The organism is Puniceibacterium sediminis (assembly GCF_900188035.1).
Classification (GTDB): Bacteria; Pseudomonadota; Alphaproteobacteria; order Rhodobacterales; family Rhodobacteraceae; genus Puniceibacterium; species Puniceibacterium sediminis.
On sequence record NZ_FZNN01000002.1, the window covers coordinates 287,131 to 304,488 of the forward strand.

18 protein-coding genes are annotated in these 17,358 nt (G+C 61.8%); 10 read left to right on the plus strand and 8 right to left on the minus strand.

All coding sequences use genetic code 11. From position 1 onward, the window contains the following. Positions 1–26 precede the first annotated feature (26 nt). Genes mobA through CHB75_RS04045 form a run of 3 tightly spaced genes read left to right on the plus strand, consistent with a single transcriptional unit; the run spans position 27 to position 3,222 of the window. Positions 27–638: a molybdenum cofactor guanylyltransferase MobA gene (mobA, locus tag CHB75_RS04035; RefSeq protein ID WP_089269230.1), complete on the plus strand. Its 612-nt coding sequence runs from the start codon at positions 27–29 to the stop codon at positions 636–638. Next, positions 635–1,126: a molybdopterin-guanine dinucleotide biosynthesis protein B gene (gene mobB, locus CHB75_RS04040; protein WP_089269231.1), complete on the plus strand. Its 492-nt coding sequence runs from the start codon at positions 635–637 to the stop codon at positions 1,124–1,126. The genes mobA and mobB overlap by 4 nt, the downstream gene beginning before the upstream one ends. Further along, the gene (locus tag CHB75_RS04045) at positions 1,123–3,222 is read left to right on the plus strand and encodes a molybdopterin-binding protein (protein ID WP_089269232.1); all 2,100 of its coding nucleotides are present in this window, start codon (positions 1,123–1,125) and stop codon (positions 3,220–3,222) included. The genes mobB and CHB75_RS04045 overlap by 4 nt, the downstream gene beginning before the upstream one ends. A 99-nt stretch (positions 3,223–3,321) precedes the next feature. On the opposite strand, the gene CHB75_RS04050 is transcribed toward CHB75_RS04045, so the two are convergent. Both CHB75_RS04050 and greA read right to left on the minus strand, forming a co-directional pair. Further along, positions 3,322–4,332, minus strand: coding sequence for a hypothetical protein (locus tag CHB75_RS04050; RefSeq protein ID WP_089269233.1), 1,011 nt, complete (start codon positions 4,330–4,332; stop codon positions 3,322–3,324). 13 nt (positions 4,333–4,345) lie between these two features. Continuing rightward, a complete protein-coding gene (gene greA / locus CHB75_RS04055; RefSeq protein WP_089269234.1) occupies positions 4,346–4,816 on the minus strand; it encodes a transcription elongation factor GreA in 471 nt (156 codons plus the stop codon). A 320-nt stretch (positions 4,817–5,136) separates the two neighbouring features. Here greA and CHB75_RS04060 point away from each other — a divergent pair, with 320 nt between their 5' ends. The 3 genes from CHB75_RS04060 (at position 5,137) to CHB75_RS04070 (ending at position 9,536) form a co-directional block, all read left to right on the plus strand. Then, entirely contained in the window at positions 5,137–6,786 is a 1,650-nt protein-coding gene (locus CHB75_RS04060) for an electron transfer flavoprotein-ubiquinone oxidoreductase (protein ID WP_089269235.1), read from the plus strand. Between the two features lie 181 nt (positions 6,787–6,967). After that, positions 6,968–8,695 carry a tetratricopeptide repeat protein gene (locus CHB75_RS04065; protein WP_089269236.1) on the plus strand — a complete coding sequence of 576 codons (1,728 nt, stop codon included), beginning with the start codon at positions 6,968–6,970 and terminating at the stop codon, positions 8,693–8,695. Beyond that, the gene (locus tag CHB75_RS04070) at positions 8,685–9,536 is read left to right on the plus strand and encodes a 4-(cytidine 5'-diphospho)-2-C-methyl-D-erythritol kinase (protein WP_089269237.1); all 852 of its coding nucleotides are present in this window, start codon (positions 8,685–8,687) and stop codon (positions 9,534–9,536) included. Before CHB75_RS04065 ends, CHB75_RS04070 begins: the two co-directional genes overlap by 11 nt. Positions 9,537–9,568: 32 nt before the next feature. Here the strand turns inward: CHB75_RS04070 and CHB75_RS04075 are convergent, their stop codons facing one another. After that, a complete protein-coding gene (locus CHB75_RS04075) occupies positions 9,569–10,570 on the minus strand; it encodes a polyprenyl synthetase family protein (RefSeq protein WP_089269238.1) in 1,002 nt (333 codons plus the stop codon). Between the two features lie 54 nt (positions 10,571–10,624). Here CHB75_RS04075 and CHB75_RS04080 point away from each other — a divergent pair, with 54 nt between their 5' ends. From CHB75_RS04080 to CHB75_RS04090, 3 genes are all read left to right on the plus strand, one after another. Next, positions 10,625–10,843 (plus strand): putative signal transducing protein, encoded by a 219-nt coding sequence (locus CHB75_RS04080; RefSeq protein ID WP_089269239.1) that lies wholly within the window; start codon positions 10,625–10,627, stop codon positions 10,841–10,843. A gap of 3 nt (positions 10,844–10,846) precedes the next feature. Beyond that, positions 10,847–11,626, plus strand: a complete 780-nt coding sequence (locus CHB75_RS04085) for a tRNA1(Val) (adenine(37)-N6)-methyltransferase (protein ID WP_089269240.1) — start codon at positions 10,847–10,849, stop codon at positions 11,624–11,626. A gap of 109 nt (positions 11,627–11,735) precedes the next feature. Further along, a complete protein-coding gene (locus CHB75_RS04090) occupies positions 11,736–11,912 on the plus strand; it encodes a YdcH family protein (protein WP_089269241.1) in 177 nt (58 codons plus the stop codon). Between the two features lie 129 nt (positions 11,913–12,041). On the opposite strand, the gene CHB75_RS04095 is transcribed toward CHB75_RS04090, so the two are convergent. From CHB75_RS04095 to CHB75_RS04110, 4 genes are all read right to left on the minus strand, one after another. Continuing rightward, entirely contained in the window at positions 12,042–12,644 is a 603-nt protein-coding gene (locus CHB75_RS04095; protein ID WP_089269242.1) for an alpha/beta hydrolase, read from the minus strand. Further along, positions 12,637–13,569 carry a VOC family protein gene (locus CHB75_RS04100; protein WP_089269243.1) on the minus strand — a complete coding sequence of 311 codons (933 nt, stop codon included), beginning with the start codon at positions 13,567–13,569 and terminating at the stop codon, positions 12,637–12,639. Before CHB75_RS04100 ends, CHB75_RS04095 begins: the two co-directional genes overlap by 8 nt. 149 nt (positions 13,570–13,718) lie before the next feature. Further along, positions 13,719–14,441 carry an acetoacetyl-CoA reductase gene (gene phbB, locus CHB75_RS04105; RefSeq protein WP_089269244.1) on the minus strand — a complete coding sequence of 241 codons (723 nt, stop codon included), beginning with the start codon at positions 14,439–14,441 and terminating at the stop codon, positions 13,719–13,721. Positions 14,442–14,616: 175 nt separating this feature from the next. After that, a complete protein-coding gene (locus CHB75_RS04110; RefSeq protein WP_089269245.1) occupies positions 14,617–15,792 on the minus strand; it encodes an acetyl-CoA C-acetyltransferase in 1,176 nt (391 codons plus the stop codon). Positions 15,793–16,267: 475 nt separating this feature from the next. Between CHB75_RS04110 and rpsD the strand changes: the two genes are divergently transcribed. After that, on the plus strand, positions 16,268–16,888 hold the full coding sequence (gene rpsD / locus CHB75_RS04115) for a 30S ribosomal protein S4 (protein ID WP_089269246.1): 621 nt from the start codon (positions 16,268–16,270) through the stop codon (positions 16,886–16,888). Positions 16,889–17,008: 120 nt separating this feature from the next. Here rpsD and CHB75_RS04120 read toward each other — a convergent pair whose 3' ends face one another. Next, positions 17,009–17,230 (minus strand): hypothetical protein, encoded by a 222-nt coding sequence (locus CHB75_RS04120; RefSeq protein ID WP_089269247.1) that lies wholly within the window; start codon positions 17,228–17,230, stop codon positions 17,009–17,011. Between the last annotated feature and the right edge of the window lie 128 nt (positions 17,231–17,358).

The window sequence follows — 17,358 nt, forward strand, 5'->3', positions numbered from 1 at the left end:
TGGGCGAAAGTTGCGGGGTTTGCGGCATGAAACAGCCTTTGGGTGTTATTTTGGCCGGTGGACAGGCGCGGCGCATGGGTGGGGGCGACAAGGGGCTTTTGGAGCTTGGTGGTCAGACGTTGCTGGCGCATGTGATCGCGCGGGCCGAGCCACAGGTTGCAGGCCTCGCCCTCAATGCCAATGGCGTGCCGGACCGGTTTGCGGACTTGGATCTGCCCATTCTACCGGATTCCGTCGCGGGCTATCCCGGGCCGCTGGCCGGTGTTCTTGCGGGACTTGACTGGGCTGCCGAACGCGGGGCCGAAAGCATCGTCACAATGGCCGCTGACACGCCTTTCTTTCCCTGTGATCTGGTGCCGCGCCTGCTGCTCGCGTCCGAAGGCATGGAGGCACCGCTGGTGCTGGCCGCGACGCCCGATCCGGAACGGGGGCAGGTGCGGCATCCGACCTTCGGCCTCTGGCCTGTGTCCCTGCGCGATGATCTGCGTGCGGCGTTGGGCGATGGTGTGCGCAAGGTCGTTCAATGGACTGATCGGCATGGCGGGCGCGAGGCGGTGTTCCCCGTGGACGGGTTCGACCCCTTCTTCAACGTCAACACGCCCGAGGATCTGGCGCGGGCAGAGGCCATGCTGACATGAGGCTTTATGGTGTGACCGGCTGGAAGAATGCGGGCAAGACCGGGTTGATGGAGCGGCTGGTGTCCGAGATCACAGCGCGCGGTTTTTCCGTTTCGACCGTGAAGCATGCGCATCATTCATTCGACGTGGATCATCCGGGCAAGGACAGCCACCGTCACCGGGTTGCGGGCGCGCAGGAGGTGCTGCTGTCGTCGCGCAACCGGGTCGCGCTGATGACCGAATTGCGCGGCGGGGACGAACTGACGCTCGAGGATCTGCTGCACCGACTGGCGCCGGTCGATCTTGTCCTCGTCGAGGGTTACAAGCGTGACCGCCACCCCAAGATCGAGGCGCACCGGGCAGAGACCGGCCAGCCGCTGATCGCGCCCGGCGACCCCACGATCAGGGCGATTGCCAGCGATACGCAGTTGGAGAGCGACCGGCCTGTGTTCGATCTGGACGACACCAGCGCGATTGCGGATTTCATACTGGAGGAGGTGGGCCTGTGAGCCGTTTCGACACCGTTGTGGTGGTCGACTGGTCTGGCGGCAATGATCGGGGTGCCGCGCCGAAGAAGGATGCGATATGGGCTTGCGTGGCGCGCGGCGGGTCGGCGGCAGCTCCGGTTTATCTGCGCAACCGGCAGGTTGCCGAGGACTGGCTGCACAAGGTGTTCGAGTCCGAACTGAGCGCGGGGCGGCGGGTGCTGGCGGCGTTCGATTTTCCTTTCGGCTATCCAGAAGGGTTTGCGGCGGCTTTGACGGGCAGCGCGGATCCGCTGCTGCTTTGGGATTGGTTCGAGGCGCGGATCGAAGACGCGCCCAAGGCGAACAACCGCTTCGACCTTGCTGGCGAAATAAATCGTCAATTCGAAGGACGGGGGCCGTTCTGGTTCAATGGTCTGCCGCGCGATATTGACGGCCTGCCGCGAACCAAGTCGGATTATCACAACCCGTTCCCCGACCGCCGACAGGCAGAGATGCGGGCCAAAGGGGCTTTTACCTGCTGGCAAATGGCTGGTGCCGGGGCGGTGGGCAGCCAGATTTTCATGGGGTTACCCGTTCTGGCCCGCCTGAGGCGTGCCTTTGCGGGGCAGCTTGCTGTGTGGCCGTTCGAATCGCTGGAGCGCGAGATTGCGCTGGTCGAGGTCTGGCCATCACTGACTGTTTCAGCGTCCCCCGAGGGGGTTATCAAGGATGCCCATCAGGTCGAGATGCTGGCACGGGGTATCTCGGCGCTGACACCCGAACTGCTGGACGAGATGCTGTCGGTGAACGCGCCGGAAGAGGGCTGGATCCTTGGGCTGGGGCATGAAGCGCGCTTAACCTCCTTGCCCGATGCGGGCCCGGAATTGCAGCCGCCACCGCTGCGCAATGACTGTTTTGCCCTGCCGGCCGGTGTGGACTGGACGCCAGTGGATGAGGCGCTGGCACTGCTGCAGGAACGGCTCCGGCCTGTAGTTTCCCGCGAAGCGGTGTCCTTGATGCAGGCCGGTGGGCGCGTGTTGGCCGACGACATGTCGGCGCTGCGCGCGAACCCGCCGCATCCGAATACGGCGGTGGATGGCTGGGGCTTTGATGGTTCGGATCTTGGGGCAGGGCCGCAGAGGCTGATCACTGTCGATGGTCGGTCGGCAGCTGGGTGCCCTTACGGCGGAGTTGTGCCCAAGGGCAGTGCAGTGCGAGTGCTAACCGGGGCCGATTTGCCGCAGGGCGTCAATACCGTGGTGCTGGACGAGGATGTTGCGGCCGGGGACAGGGAAATCGCCTTTCACGGGCCGCTGAAGCGCGGGGCCAATACCCGGCGCGCGGGCGAGGATGTCGCGCAGGGCGCGCTGGCGCTGGCGGCTGGGCGGGTTCTGACGCCTGCGGATCTGGCGCTCGCGGCGGCGGTGGGGCATGGGAAGCTGCCGGTTTTCGCGCAACTTCGGGTCGCCGTGATTTCAACCGGGGACGAGTTGGTTGAGGCCGGTGCTGATGCGGGACCAGGGCAGATTTACGACGCGAACCGGCCAATGCTTTTGCAGATGGCAGAGCGCTGTGGCTATGTCGGCGTGGACATGGGCCGGGTGGCGGATGACCGGAGCGCACTCCGCGAGACGCTAAATCAGGCGGCGCGGACCGCAGATGTCATCCTGACCTCGGGCGGGGCGTCTGCGGGGGACGAGGATCATGTTTCGGCGTTGCTGCGCGAATCGGGGGCGCTGCAGGAATGGCGCATCGCGCTGAAGCCCGGGCGGCCACTTGCGCTGGGGGTCTGGGACGGGGTGCCGGTGTTCGGACTACCCGGCAATCCGGTGGCGGCGCTGGTCTGTGCGCTGGTTTTTGCGCGGCCTGCGATGGGAATCCTGTCGGGCGCGGGGTGGACCGCGCCGCAGGGCTATGACCTGCCTGCCGCGTTCAGCAAGCGCAAAAAGCCGGGACGGCGGGAGTATCTGCGCGCCCGGGTCCGGGCGGGCCGGGTTGAGGTCTTTGCTTCGGAGGGGTCCGGGCGGATATCGGGGCTGAGCTGGGCCGAAGGTCTGGTCGAAATCGGCGACGATGCACAGGAAATCCGGCCAGGCGACGTGGTGCGGTATATTCCGTTCGGATCCTTCGGGCTGTGAGCCGGGCCTGATTCAGCGGAGCGCGCGTGCCGCGCGCGCTGGTTTCTGGTGCGTGCTGCGGCCTGAGCCCGTTGCCTGACCGTTGTATCGGCGGCGAGGCTAGTCGAAGGTGCCGGCCACCCGGCCCAGCAGCATGAAGGCACGGGCGGTACGGGTATTGGCGTAATCCGAGATCTCGGCGTCGCTTGCACCGGGTTCAAATTTGGCAAAGCTTTTGTCGAACAGCCGCAGAAAGTGGTGCGCAGCGTCGCGGAAGATCGGATCCTGCTTCATCCGCCCGGAGGTGAGCGCAAGGCTTGTCCGGTCGCGGATGCCACCCAGAGCGGCGATGGTGCGGCCACGGTCGCCGCTGGCGAAGCGGCGCCATATTTCAGGGCGGGCCATATCGGGGCGCAGGTCGTCCATGTAGATGCCGTCCTGGCTGAGCAGAGTGAGGACATCCTGAGAGGCCTGCACCAGTTGCGCAGACTGCCGGTCTTTGAGTGCCCGCCGCAGGGCGGTGAATCCGGCCTGATCTTCTGCGGTATCGGGAAAGTTCAGCGCGCGGATGAGGTCTGCGTTCGAAATCGGCGGGCTTAGGTCATCTGCCGGCGTGCCGAGGGCAAGGGCAGGCTGGTCGCTGCCCGTGGAGGCCGAATACTGATCACTGGGCGCGGTGTTGGGATGCGGCACCCGGGTCGAAGTGAACATCGCGAGCGCGGTTTCGCTTTTCTTCTGCGCCGCCACAATCTCATCGAGCTTTTTCGAGATGATCTGGTTGGCCGCATCCGGTTTACCTGACTGGGCCTGCGCCTGGGCAAGATAGGCTTGGCGGATGGCGTCGATCGCGCTTTGCAGGCGGGCGCTGTCGTCGCGCATGACGCGGGCGGCGCGGATGGTGGTTGCTGCGACCCAGATCATGGCGACCGGCAGGAACAGTGTCAGCAGCGTCAGCAGATAGAGGACTCCATCCATACCTTCGCCCGCAGCAAGCATGAAATATCCACCGGACAGCAGCAGCCAGACGACGGTGAGCGCGAAGGCCGTCAGTTCTACCCCAGTCACGCCACCACGTTCCCGGCGGTCGTAAAGACCCAGGGGCGTCTTGCGTGCATCGTTACTATCGACCATCGGCTGCAATCCGTCAGATATAGGCGATCTTGAGCACTTCGTAGGATTTGACGCCGCCGGGTGTCTTCACCTCGACGCTGTCGCCCTCTTCCTTGCCGATCAGGGCACGGGCGATGGGCGAGCGGATGTTGAGCAGACCCTTTTCGATATTGGCCTCCTGCTCACCGACGATCTGCCAGGTCTTTTCCTCGTCCGTGTCTTCGTCAACCAGAGTCACGGTCGCGCCGAACTTGATCGACCCGGACAGTTTCTTGGGATCGATGACTTCGGCCAAGCCGATGATGCCCTCGAGTTCCTTGACACGGCCTTCGATGAAGGACTGTTTTTCGCGGGCCGAATGATATTCAGCATTCTCGGACAGGTCACCATGTTCGCGTGCCTCGGCGATGGCGCGAATGATGGCGGGACGCTCAATCGACTTGAGTGTCTTCAATTCGGTTTCGAGCGCGGTATGCCCCGCGCGGGTCATCGGTATTTTTTCCATAGTCTTTCCGGCACTTGGGTGCGGCCTGCAGGGCGGGCCAGTTTCGAGTTATAGAGGTCACTGGCCAATCTCACTGGCATGTGTCCGGCAGCGTTGCAAGATTGAACCGAGCGGTACCCCTTTTGCAAGGTCCGTGCAGCGTCATGGGGCAGGAAAGCGCAGAACCGTGCCGCAAATACCTGAATTGGCCGACATCTGCCCCCATCCATAAGATGAAACGTCGTGTCACAATTGACCTATGCCGCGCTGCCGCGTTAGGTCATGGCGAAATATTGTTGTCGGGACAGCCCCTCGGGCAGCCCTTGTGCAAAGGAAGCGACATGAGCGAAGTCACGCGCGAAGCGATGGAATATGATGTGGTGATCGTCGGTGCCGGGCCAGCGGGCCTGTCTGCGGCGATCCGGCTGAAGCAGCTTGATGCGGACCTGAATGTCGTGGTTCTGGAAAAAGGGTCTGAGGTTGGCGCGCACATCCTGTCGGGCGCTGTGCTGGATCCTGTCGGCCTTGATGCGCTGATTCCGGACTGGAAGGCAAAGGGCGCGCCGCTGAACGTTCCAGTCAAGGACGACAATTTTTATATGCTGGGCGAAGCCGGACAGCTTCGGATTCCGAATTTCCCGATGCCGCCGCTAATGAATAACCACGGAAACTACATCGTTTCCATGGGCAATGTCTGTCGCTGGATGGCGGAACAGGCCGAAGAACTGGGAGTCGAGATTTTCCCCGGAATGAGCTGTTCCGAGATCGTTTATGGCGACAATGGCGAGGTTAAGGGTGTTGTCGCTGGTGAGTTTGGCCGCAACCCCGACGGCACGCCGGGCGATGGCTATGAGCCGGGGATGGAGTTGCACGGCAAGTATGTTTTCCTGGGTGAAGGCGTGCGCGGATCACTGAGCAAAGAGGTGATCAACAAATACAGCCTGAGCGAGGGCAAGGACCCGCAGAAATTCGGCCTTGGCATGAAGGAAATCTGGGAAATCGACCCGGCCAAGCACAAGCTGGGGTCAGTGACGCACACGATGGGCTGGCCGCTTGGCAGCAATGCCGGGGGCGGATCGTTCATCTATCACCTTGAGAACAATCAGGTCTATGTCGGTTTCGTGGTCCATCTGAACTATCAGAACCCGCATCTCTACCCCTACATGGAGTTCCAGCGGTTCAAGCATCACCCGATGGTGGCCGAGCTTCTTAAGGGCGGCAAGCGCGTTGCCTATGGCGCACGGGCAATTTCCGAAGGCGGATATCAGTCGATGCCCAAGATGGTCGCGCCCGGCGTGGCGCTGCTGGGTTGTTCCGTCGGAATGGTCAACGTGCCGCGCATCAAGGGCAACCACAACGCGATGCTGTCGGGCAAGGCGGCGGCAGAGGCGGCCTTTGACGCCATCAAGGCGGATCGCGCGGGCGACGAACTGACAGCCTACGAGACCGAGGTGCGCAACGGTGCCATCGGCAAGGACCTGTCCAAGGTGCGCAACGTGAAGCCGCTTTGGTCAAAGTTCGGCCTTGCGGCATCGCTGGCGGTGGGCGGGTTCGACATGTGGACCAATACGCTGGGCTTTTCGCTTCTGGGTACGGTGAAACATGGCAAGAATGACGCCGAGGCGACGGGCCTTGCCAAGGATTTCAAGGTCATCGACTATCCCAAACCCGATGGGAAACTGTCTTTTGACAGGCTGACGAATGTGGCCTTCAGCGCAACCAACCATGAGGAAAGCCAGCCTGCGCACCTGAAATTGATGGACCCGTCGGTTCCGATCGACGTGAACCTGCCCAAGTATGACGAACCGGCGCAGCGTTATTGCCCGGCGGGCGTCTACGAGGTGGTGCGTGAAGAGGGCAAAGAGGCGCGGTTCGTCATCAATTTTCAGAACTGCGTGCACTGCAAGACCTGCGACATCAAGGACCCGAGCCAGAATATCCATTGGACCGTACCGCAGGGCGGGGACGGGCCGAACTATCCGAATATGTGATCTTTGGTGCCGTCCCAACCTGTTTTCAATAAACTAAAAGCGGGCAGGGGGCGGCCGGGATTGCAATGCCCCGCCGTCCCGGTGTTCTAAACTGTGAACATCCAGCGGGGTGCCCTGCATTGCGCGACACTGGCACAAACGATACGTTCGCCAGAACAGAATTCATCGCGGAGTGAGGCAGTTGAGCAATAGGGCATATCACATACTGCAGGGCGCAGTTCTGGCAATCGCACTGGGGTTTCCTGCAGCAGGGTCGGCGAACAGTCTGGCCGGTGGTTATCTGGCCGCCCGGCAGGCAACGTATTCCGGTGATTACAAGGCGGCGGCCGATTACTACGGCAAGGCGATCCTCTTTGATCCGGCCAATGGAGAGATGCTGGAACGCGCGGTTCTGTCGAACATCTCGCTGGGCGATTTTGAACGCGCTGTGGCCTTCGCTGACCGGATGAGCGAGCAGGGGCTGGCCAGCCAGATCGCTTATATGGCGCAGATGGCGGGCTATGCCAAAGCCGAAGATTACACCGACATCATCAAACAGGTCTCTGACAACAAGGGCGTTGGTCCGCTGGTTGACGGGCTGGCCAGAGCCTGGGCCGAGTTGGGTCAGGGCGATATGAGCGCGGCGCTCGTTCAGTTCGATGAAGTGGCAAAATCGGACGGGCTGGGCGCCTTTGCCGCCTATCACAAGGCGCTGGCGCTGGCCTCGGTCGGTGATTTCGAAGGGGCCGAGGCGATCTTTGCCAGCAACGCAGCAGGCGGCATGCAAATGACCCGCCGCGCGGTGATGGCGCGGGCCGAGATCCTGAGCCAGTTGGAGCGCAACAACGATGCTGTGACGTTGATCGAAGACGCTTTTGGCCCGGACATCGACCCCGGACTGGAAGAGATGCGCGGCAAACTTGCGGCAGGCGAGACACTGCCATTTTCCCATGTGCGCAGCGCCCGCGACGGCCTGGCCGAGGTGTTCTATACGCTGGCCGGGGCACTTTCCAACGAACAGAATGACGATTTCACGCTGATGTATGTGCGTGTGGCGGAGTACGTGCGCCCGGATCATATCGATGCGCTCATGCTGTCTGCGGAATTGTTGGAAAAGCTGGGGCAGTACGATCTGGCGGTGCAGGCTTTCAAGAAGGTGCCGCGCGATATCCCGACTTATTACGCGGCAGAGCTGGGCCGCGCCAACGCACTGCGCCAGAGCGGCAAAGTGGATGCCGCTGTCGAGGTGCTGGAGCAACTGGCCGAAACCCACGGCCACTTGGCGGTGGTGCAGTCCACCCTAGGCGACGTCATGCGTCTGCTTGAACGCTATGACGAGGCAGTCACGTCCTATACGGCGGCGATAGACACCTTCGATTCGCCCGATCAGGCGCAATGGTTCCTGTATTATGCCCGGGGCATCGCCAACGAACGGCTCAGCAACTGGGACGCATCCGAATCGGATTTCCGCAAGGCGCTGGAGCTGAATCCAGAGCAGCCGCAGGTATTGAACTATCTGGGCTATTCGCTGGTCGAAAAAAAGGAAAAGCTGGACGAGGCTTTGGCGATGATCGAACGCGCGGTGGCCGCGCAGCCGGATCAGGGCTATATCGTCGACTCTCTGGGATGGGCGTTGTTCCGGCTGGGCCGCTACGAGGATTCTGTCGGGCACATGGAGCACGCGGCCGAGTTGATGGCGGTGGATCCGGTGGTGAATGATCATCTGGGTGATGTCTACTGGGCGGTGGGCCGCAAGCTCGAGGCGCGCTTCCAGTGGCGCCGGGCGCTGTCCTTTGTGGACTTTGAGCAGATGACCGAGGAAGCAGACCCCGTGCGCATCCGTCGCAAGCTCGAGGTCGGCCTTGATCAGCTGTTGTCCGAAGAGGGATCGCCGCCGCTGAGTGCCGTGACGGAAACGGATGGCAACTGAGGCCTTCGCCCCGGCCAAGATCAATCTGACACTGCACGTGACCGGGCAGCGGGCGGATGGCTATCATCTGCTGGATTCGTTGGTGGTGTTTGCCGATATCGGCGACACGGTGCGTGCCGAGGCGGCTGGGGATCTGAGCCTTACGGTGGATGGGCCGATGGCCGCTGGTGTGCCGACGGACGGCAGCAATCTGGTGCTGCGGGCGGCGCGGTTTCTGGCCTCCGGGCGGGGTGCGCGTATCACATTGACCAAACGGCTTCCGGCATCGTCCGGAATTGGCGGCGGGTCGTCAGATGCGGCGGCGGCTTTGCGGGCGCTGTCATTCCTGTGGGGTGTGCCGGTGCCGCAGGATGTGCTGGCGCTGGGTGCGGATGTCCCCGTGTGCCTATGTCCCGTACCGCAGCGGCTGCAGGGCGTCGGAGAAGTGCTGACCCCGGTGGAGGGGCTGCCTGAGTGCGAGGTCGTGCTGGTCAATCCCGGCGTGGGCTTGTCCACGCCGCAGGTGTTCCGGGCGCTTCGGAATCGCGACAATCCGGCGATGGCGGCAGAATTGCCCGCGTGGGGTTCAGCTCAGGCGCTGGCAGACTGGCTGAAGGGGCAGCGTAACGATCTGACGGCGGCAGCCACTTCGGTACAGCCTGAAATCGCAACGGTTCTGGGGGCATTGTCTGATGCCGGTGCGCTTTTCCACGGCATGTCCGGATCCGGCGCTACATGCTTTGCGCTGTTTGCGCCCGGAACCGGCGCCGCAGAGGCGGCAAGGAAAGCTTTGTCAGCCGCGCAGCCGCTATGGTGGGTGGCCAGTGGCAAGTTGCTTGGGGAAGGGGCCGGAAAGGTCTGAGGAGAAAGCCGTTCCTCAAACCTTTCCCTGCTTCAGTTGATCCGGGCTACCACGTAATCCGAAAGATCGGTCAGCATTGTCCGCAACTCTGACTCCGGCAGACTCTGCATTGCAGCGCGGGCCGTCTCGGCCCAGCCGAGGGCATCCTGGCGCGTCGCCTCAAGCGTGTCGTGGCGGTTGAGCAGGGCGATAGCATGTTCCAGATCGCCGTCGCGCTGATCGCCTTTTTCGATGACCCGCTTCCAGAAGGCGCGCTCTTCGGCGTCGGCCAGAGCCACGGCTTTGATCACCGGCAGGGTCAGTTTGCGTTCGCGGAAATCGTCGCCGACGTTCTTGCCTGTTGCCTTGGTGTCGCCCTGATAATCCAGCAAATCGTCCACGATCTGAAAGGCGATCCCGAGCGCGTCACCATAGGCGTGCAGCGCCGCAATGCGGTCTTCCTCCGCACCGGCGATCACGCCGCCTACCTTGGTCGCGGCAGAAAACAGCGCAGCCGTCTTGCCGCGCACCACCTGCAGATAGATGGCTTCGCTGGTGCGCAGATCCTGTGCCGCAGTCAGTTGCAGCACTTCGCCTTCGGCAATCGTTGCGGCCGCGTCCGACAGGATACTCAGCACCCGCATGTTGTCCGTTTCGGTCATGAGCTGGAACGACCGTGCGAACAGGTAGTCACCCACCAGAACGCTGGACTTGTTATCCCAGAGCAGGTTCGCCGTGGGCCTCCCGCGCCGCTGACCGCTTTCGTCCACCACATCGTCGTGCAGCAGCGTCGCGGTGTGGATGAATTCAACCGTCGCGGCCAGATGGACATGATAAGGCCCGGCATAACCGCACATCCGCGCCGCAGCGAGCGTCAGCATCGGGCGCAGACGCTTGCCGCCGGCCTCGACCAGATGCGCCGTTACTTCTGGGATTCGCGGCGCATGTTCCGAGGCCATGCGCGTGCGAATCAGGGCATTGACCGCGTCCAGATCGACCGCAAGGGCCTTGGCGAGCCGCTCATGCGGCTTTGCTACAGCATCATCCAGGCTCATCAAACTCTCCTGCTCAGGCTCGACATCGCGCCGACCCGCGCTTACATCGGAATAATGGAAGAGCTCTTGCGCACCAATGACATCACGCTGATCCCGCGCGCCCGCGCCCTTCTTGAGGACGAGGGTATAGACAGCTTTGAATTCGACGTAAACATGAGCATCCTTGAGGGATCCCTTGGCATATTGCCGCGTCGGCTGATGGTGCGCTCTGATGATCTGAACGATGCGATGCGGATCCTTCGGATGAACGGGGTTTCCTTCGAAAGGGGCTGAGCGATGCAGGCCCAGACATTTCCTGATGAGATGCTTAGCTGTGACGCCTTCCTTGGCGGCAAGTTGAAGCTGTTCCAGCCAAAGCAAGCCTATCGCGCCGGGATTGATCCCGTGTTGCTGGCGGCATCCGTGCCCGCGCGGTCGGGCGATTCGGTGCTGGATCTGGGCTGTGGCGCGGGAGCGGCATTGCTTTGCTTGGGTGCGCGGGTGCCGGGGTTGCGGCTGTGGGGCGCGGAACTTCAGCCGGGGTATGCCGCGCTTGCCGCCCGAAATGCCGCGCTGAACGGGCTGACGGCTGAGATCGTGACTGCGGATTTGAATATTCTGCCGCCGCCGCTTTCACAGATGCAGTTCAACCATGTCATCGCCAATCCGCCCTATTTCGATCCGTTGCGGCGTACTTCTGCCCGGGATCCGGGGCGTGAGACCGGGCTGGCAGAGGGCAGGCCGCTGGGGGAGTGGGTCGGGGTTGCCGCAAGGCGTACAGCCCCCGGGGGAACTGTCACGATGATCCAGAGCGCCGAGCGCCTGCCCGACCTTGCCGCCGCCATGGTGGCGCACCTTGGGTCTGTACAGCTCTGGCCGCTGGCGCCGCGTACCGGGCGGGATCCGCGGCTGATACTGGTGCGGGGTCGCAAGGCCGGCCGGGCGGTATTTCGCCTGCACGCGCCGCTGATTCTGCACGAGGGCGCGCACCACTCTGGCGATGTCGAAAGCTATGTCCCGTTGATCCGCGCGGTGCTGCGCGACGGAGCTGCCTTGCCGTTTCCCGCGCATGGTTGACGCTAGGGTAGGCAAATTAACGTTCTGTTAAGGCCCCAATGCGACGAATACGTGACAGAATCCAAATTCTGTGTTGCACTAGAGATCCAACCACTCACAGGAGGTCCACATGAGCTTGAGTTCGCACTTGCAGGAACTGAGGAAAAAGCACCAAACCCTTTCTGATGCCGTGGAGGCGGCACACCGATCACCTGGTGTGGATGACCTGAAAATTGCGAATCTGAAAAAACAAAAGCTGCGACTGAAAGAAGAGATCACACGTCTGACGCCCCAGACGGTGCACTGAAACCAGTCCGGTCCGGCGCCATGACGCGCCGGGCCCCGATCAATGAAATTGCCAACTGTTTTGAGACGCCCGTTCCCCGGAACGGGCGTTTTTGCGTTTGCCGCGGGGACACGACGCGCATTGATCCCTTTAGTGTCCCGTCATGAATGCCTGCAGGGCGTCCACCTCGGATTGCACGATCTCATGCCCGCCGGGGTGCCAGTGTTCGATCACCCCTGCACCCTGCGCAGAAAGATAGCGCGAGAAGCCATGGGTCAGAGGCGCGGGGCAGATGGGGTCACGCTCGCCTGCGGTGATCAGGATACGGGCGCCGATAAGTCCCGGCTGTGGTGCCGGGTCCCAAGGAATAAGCGGGTGCATCAGCGCGAGGTCAGTGAATATCTCGGGATGGGAAAACGCCACCGACGCCGCGATATTTGCCCCGTTGGAATAGCCCAGAGCGATAACGCGATCCGCGCCGACCCGGTTCTTTGCCTCCAGCAGGAAGGTGGCCATGGCATCGGTCCTGCGGGCGAGATCCGCCATGTCATAGACCCCTTCGCCGGTGCGGCGAAAGTAGCGGGCCATGCCGCCTTCGGATACGTCGCCGCGCGGCGAGACGACATGTGCTTCTGGCAGGATCTGGCTGGCAAGGGCGTGGAACTGAGTTTCGGACCCGCCGGTGCCGTGAAAGGTAAAGATCAGGGGTGCCCCGGGCGCGCCCTTTGTTTCGGCAAAGACATAGTCAGTCATGGATCGGCTCCAGATACTGGCCGACCAGAGCATCGCGCAGGTGTTCGTGCCGGGTGGGCAGTTTCAGCGCCTCGCCCAGATGGGCGGTGTCTTCGTCCGTGTCAAAGCCAGGTTCGTTGGTGGCCACCTCGAACAACACGCCGCCGGGGGTGCGAAAGTAGATCGCCCAGAAATAATCGCGGTCGATCACCGGGGTCACCTGATAACCGGTGTCCATCAGCGCCTTGCGCACTTCGAGCTGCTTGGCACGGTTTTCCACGGCAAAGGCAACATGGTGGACCGATCCGGCCCCCTGTGTGGCGGGGGCGGCAGAGACTTGGGTGAGGTCGATCACGTTGGCCTCGTTCCCGCCGGGGATGTGAAGGCGAGTGATATTCTCGGCGGTTTCCAGCGTTTCGTAACCCATGAAACGCAGCAGTTCGGTGCTGGCGGCCACATCGCGCAGCCGCATGTCGGTCGAGTGGAATCCGCGGATAGCCACATCTGCGGGGACGCCGTTTGCGGTCCAGGGTGTGCGGTTGTCGCCGTCGGTTTCGACCAGCACAAAGCCGTCGCCATCGGGGCCATCGAACCGCAGCCGGGTTTCGCCAAAGCGTGTTTCCTCTTTCAGCCCCTTCACGTCAAAGGTGGCCAGACGGTCCTTCCACCAAGGCAGGGCACCCTTTGGGATGCTGAAGGCTGTGATACCCACCTCGCCCGTTCCGGGGCGACCACGCGCGGCGCGCGGGAAGGGGAAATAGGTCATCACCGTTCCGGGTGTGCCTTTTTCATCACCGTAATAGAGGTGATAGACGTCGGGCGCGTCGAAGTTCACGGTCTTTTTCACCCGGCGCAGGCCAAGAACCTTGGTGAAAAAGTCATTGTTGCTTTGGGCACCACTGGCCATCGAAGTCACGTGGTGCAGGCCTTGGATCTGGGTAATCATGCGGTAGTCTCCTATCCTGTTGCCACAGCATATAGAGCGCCCATTGATTTGCACCAATTGGCGTATTTGCGGGGCTATGGTGCTATGGCGCACAAAAAAACCCCGGTCCTTGCGGGACCGGGGCAATGCAAACCCTGATAGTCGTGGATTTACACGAAGAACTGTCCGCCGTTGGCCGAGATGGTCGAGCCGTTGATGAAGCTGGCATCGTCCGAAGCAAGGAAGACAACGCAGCGCGCGATTTCTTCGGGTTCACCAAGGCGGCCTGTGGGAATCTGGGCGATGATCGATTCGCGGACCTTTTCCGCAACGGCCATGACCATTTCCGTGGCGATGTACCCCGGGCAGATCGCGTTCGCGGTGATTCCAGCACGCGCACCTTCCTGAGCTAGGGATTTTACGATCCCCAGATCGCCGGCTTTCGTGGCAGCATAGTTCACCTGGGCGAACTGGCCTTTTTGACCGTTGATCGAGCTGATCACGATCACCCGACCGAACTTGCGTTCGCGCATTCCCGGCCAGATGGGGTGCACTGTATTGAAGACGCCGGTGAGGTTGGTGTCGATCACCTCTTTCCACTGGGTCGGGGTCATCTTATGGAAGGGCGCATCGCGGGTGATGCCTGCATTGGCGACGACAACATCGATAGGGCCAAGGTCGGCCTCGACCTGTTTGATGCCTTCGGCGCTGCTGTCGTAGTCGGCAACGTTCCACTTGTATGTCTTGATGCCGGTTGCCTTGGTGAAGGCGGCGGCGGCTTCGTCATTGCCGGCATAGGTCGCGGCGACACTGTATCCGGCGGCCTTGAGAGCCTTGGAAATCGCTTCGCCAATGCCCCGGCTGCCGCCTGTGACGAGTGCTACTCTTGCCATTTTGTCCTCCAATTCTGGCTTGTCTTTGTAACTTTGCTATCGGTTTGAATTAATATGCGCAATAATATTACAACGCCGCGGCGCGGCATTTTCGCGATTTTTGCTCTGCGGGTCCTGTAGGCATGAAAAGGGGCGCCTTGTGGGGCGCCCCGAATTTTGGCTTGGTCTTAGTTCGTTACGGGCGTTCGACGCACATCGCGACACCCATGCCACCACCGATGCAGAGCGTGGCGAGACCCTTCTTGGCACCGCGACGCTTCATCTCGAACAACAGGGTATTGAGAATGCGGGCACCCGAGGCACCGATCGGGTGGCCGATGGCGATGGCGCCGCCGTTCACGTTCACGATTGCCGGATCCCAACCCATATCCTTGTTCACGGCGCAGGCCTGCGCGGCAAAGGCTTCGTTGGCTTCGACCAGATCAAGGTCCTCGGCCTTCCAGCCGGCCTTTTCCAGCGCCTTGCGCGAGGCGTAGATCGGGCCCACGCCCATGATCCGGGGGTCAAGTCCGGCGGTCGCATAGGAAACGATGCGGGCCAGCGGTTCGATCCCGCGCTTTTCTGCGTTATCGGCGGTCATCAGCAAGGTGCCCGCAGCGCCGTCGTTCAGGCCAGAGGCATTGGCCGCAGTGACCGAGCCGTCCTTGGTGAAGGCGGGGCGCAGTTTTGCCATCGCTTCCATGGTGGCGCCGTGGCGGATGTATTCATCCTTGTCGACCACGATGTCGCCCTTGCGGGTCTTGATGGTGTAGGCGATCACCTCGTCGTCGAACTTGCCTGCCTTCTGCGCCGCTTCGGCCTTGTTCTGGCTACCAACGGCGAACACGTCCTGCATTTCGCGCGTGATCTGCCACTGATCGGCGACGTTTTCGGCGGTCTGGCCCATGTGGTAGCCGTTGAAGGCATCCCAGAGACCGTCGCGAATCATCGTGTCGATGTAGGTCATGTCGCCCATTTTCTGGCCCTGACGCAGGTTCGCGGCATGGGCAGACATCGACATGTTTTCCTGACCGCCGGCGCAGATGATATCAGCATCGCCAAGCTGGATGTGCTGTGCACCAAGTGCAACGGCGCGCAGGCCCGATCCGCAGACCTGGTTGAGGCCCCATGCGGCGCTTTCCATCGGCAGGCCGGCATTGATATGCGCCTGACGCGCGGGGTTCTGGCCCTGAGCAGCGGTCAGAACCTGACCCAGGATCGTCTCCGACACCTCGGATTTGTCGATGCCGGCACGGGCGACAAGCGCCTCAAGCACGGCGGCGCCAAGATCGTGCGCCGGGGTGTTTACAAAGGAGCCGCAGAAGCTGCCAACGGCAGTTCGGGCTGCGGATGCGATTACGACATTGGTCATGTGTGTCCTCCACCAGTTCCATAGCAGAGGGCCTGGTCGCCTTGCCTCAAGGCCCCAAGGAATCCCCTGCGCTTACCTTTCGTCAATAGGCCATCGGGATGGGGTGGGACAAGGGGAACTGCCTATCCAGCCCTGTGGGGGATGTCTTTTTTCCAGTGCCAAAGAATACGCCGGTGCCGTGCGACATTATCCCTCCATACCGCTCAGCCCATGTAGAACCCGGCGTGTCCTTGTCATGGGGCCGTCCGTGATCGGTGAAATCCGCTCATTTCATACATTTGTGGGTCGGGTTCGGCTCTTGTCACTTGCAGCGGTTGACTCTGACGCAGGCCTGCATATAAGCGCGCTTTCATTGGTGTTGGTGGCTCCCGCAAGGGAGATCCTGTCGGGGCTTCGGCCCAAAGGACAACGCCCTTCCCGTGCCGAAGTTGCCCGCAAGGGTGAGTGAGGCAACCCTATAGAAGGAGATCAGACGGTGACAAAACGCACCTCTGCCAAGTACAAAATTGACCGCCGTATGGGCGAAAACATCTGGGGCCGTCCGAAGTCCCCGGTGAATCGCCGTGAATACGGCCCCGGCCAGCACGGTCAGCGCCGCAAGGGCAAGCTGTCCGACTTTGGTCTGCAGCTGCGCGCAAAGCAGAAACTGAAGGGTTACTACGGCGACCTGACGGAAAAGCAGTTTCGCCGCATCTTCCGTGATGCCGAGCGTCAGCGCGGTGATACCGGCGAAATGCTCATCGGTCTGCTCGAGCGTCGCCTGGACGCCGTGGTCTACCGCGCCAAGTTCGTTGCGACCATGTTTGCCGCCCGCCAGTTCGTGAACCACGGCCACGTGACCGTGAACGGTCAGCGCGTGAACATCCCGTCGTACCGCGTGAAAGAGGGCGACGTGATCGAAGTTCGCGAGAAGTCCAAGCAGATGGCCGCGATCCTCGAAGCCGTGAGCCTGGCCGAGCGTGACGTGCCCGATTACATGGAAGTCGACCACTCCAAGCTGGTGTGCACATTCGTGCGCGCGCCCGGCCTGTCGGACGTGCCTTATGCCGTCGTGATGGAACCGAACCTGGTCATCGAATACTACGCACAGAACTGATCACGGCCCGCTGCTGTCCCACCGGCAGCAGCGGAAACCGCGACAGGAGACAAAAGAAAAGGCCGCATCCATGGGATGCGGCCTTTTTCATTTCCATCAGCTTAGCTGCTGTGTGGCAGCTCAGACGTAGAACATGTCGCGAAATACGTGACGCACGATTTCTTCGCGCTTCAGACCACGTGCTGCCAGTTCGGCATCGCTCATTGCGTTGAGACGCTCGACAGCTTTCATGCGACCGTTGCTCTCGGCGATGCGCACGAGGAAGTTGATGATCCCGTCAAATGCGCCCGTGAGTGTGTGGCCGATGGAGTTCGATGGTGTGTTTGTTGCTGCAATAGCCATACTAAAGTTCCTAACTGTAAGTCCTCCGTTGCGTCCTAGATAGCCTCGCTGCAGTGCAGCAACCAGATCTGGTTTGGAATAGCCGCCGGCACATTTGTGCATGGCTTAGTTGACGCAATATTGAGCAG

Coding starts and splice junctions, on each gene's coding strand:
- mobB (WP_089269231.1), top strand. CDS start 635: ATGAGGCTTTATGGTGTGACCGGCTGGAAGAATGCGGGCAAGACCGGG.
- CHB75_RS04075 (WP_089269238.1), bottom strand. CDS start 10,570: ATGAGCCTGGATGATGCTGTAGCAAAGCCGCATGAGCGGCTCGCCAAG.
- CHB75_RS04070 (WP_089269237.1), top strand. CDS start 8,685: ATGGCAACTGAGGCCTTCGCCCCGGCCAAGATCAATCTGACACTGCAC.
- CHB75_RS04085 (WP_089269240.1), top strand. CDS start 10,847: ATGCAGGCCCAGACATTTCCTGATGAGATGCTTAGCTGTGACGCCTTC.
- CHB75_RS04120 (WP_089269247.1), bottom strand. CDS start 17,230: ATGGCTATTGCAGCAACAAACACACCATCGAACTCCATCGGCCACACA.
- CHB75_RS04060 (WP_089269235.1), top strand. CDS start 5,137: ATGAGCGAAGTCACGCGCGAAGCGATGGAATATGATGTGGTGATCGTC.
- greA (WP_089269234.1), bottom strand. CDS start 4,816: ATGGAAAAAATACCGATGACCCGCGCGGGGCATACCGCGCTCGAAACC.
- CHB75_RS04100 (WP_089269243.1), bottom strand. CDS start 13,569: ATGATTACCCAGATCCAAGGCCTGCACCACGTGACTTCGATGGCCAGT.
- CHB75_RS04110 (WP_089269245.1), bottom strand. CDS start 15,792: ATGACCAATGTCGTAATCGCATCCGCAGCCCGAACTGCCGTTGGCAGC.
- CHB75_RS04090 (WP_089269241.1), top strand. CDS start 11,736: ATGAGCTTGAGTTCGCACTTGCAGGAACTGAGGAAAAAGCACCAAACC.
- CHB75_RS04080 (WP_089269239.1), top strand. CDS start 10,625: ATGGAAGAGCTCTTGCGCACCAATGACATCACGCTGATCCCGCGCGCC.
- phbB (WP_089269244.1), bottom strand. CDS start 14,441: ATGGCAAGAGTAGCACTCGTCACAGGCGGCAGCCGGGGCATTGGCGAA.
- CHB75_RS04095 (WP_089269242.1), bottom strand. CDS start 12,644: ATGACTGACTATGTCTTTGCCGAAACAAAGGGCGCGCCCGGGGCACCC.
- CHB75_RS04050 (WP_089269233.1), bottom strand. CDS start 4,332: ATGGTCGATAGTAACGATGCACGCAAGACGCCCCTGGGTCTTTACGAC.
- mobA (WP_089269230.1), top strand. CDS start 27: ATGAAACAGCCTTTGGGTGTTATTTTGGCCGGTGGACAGGCGCGGCGC.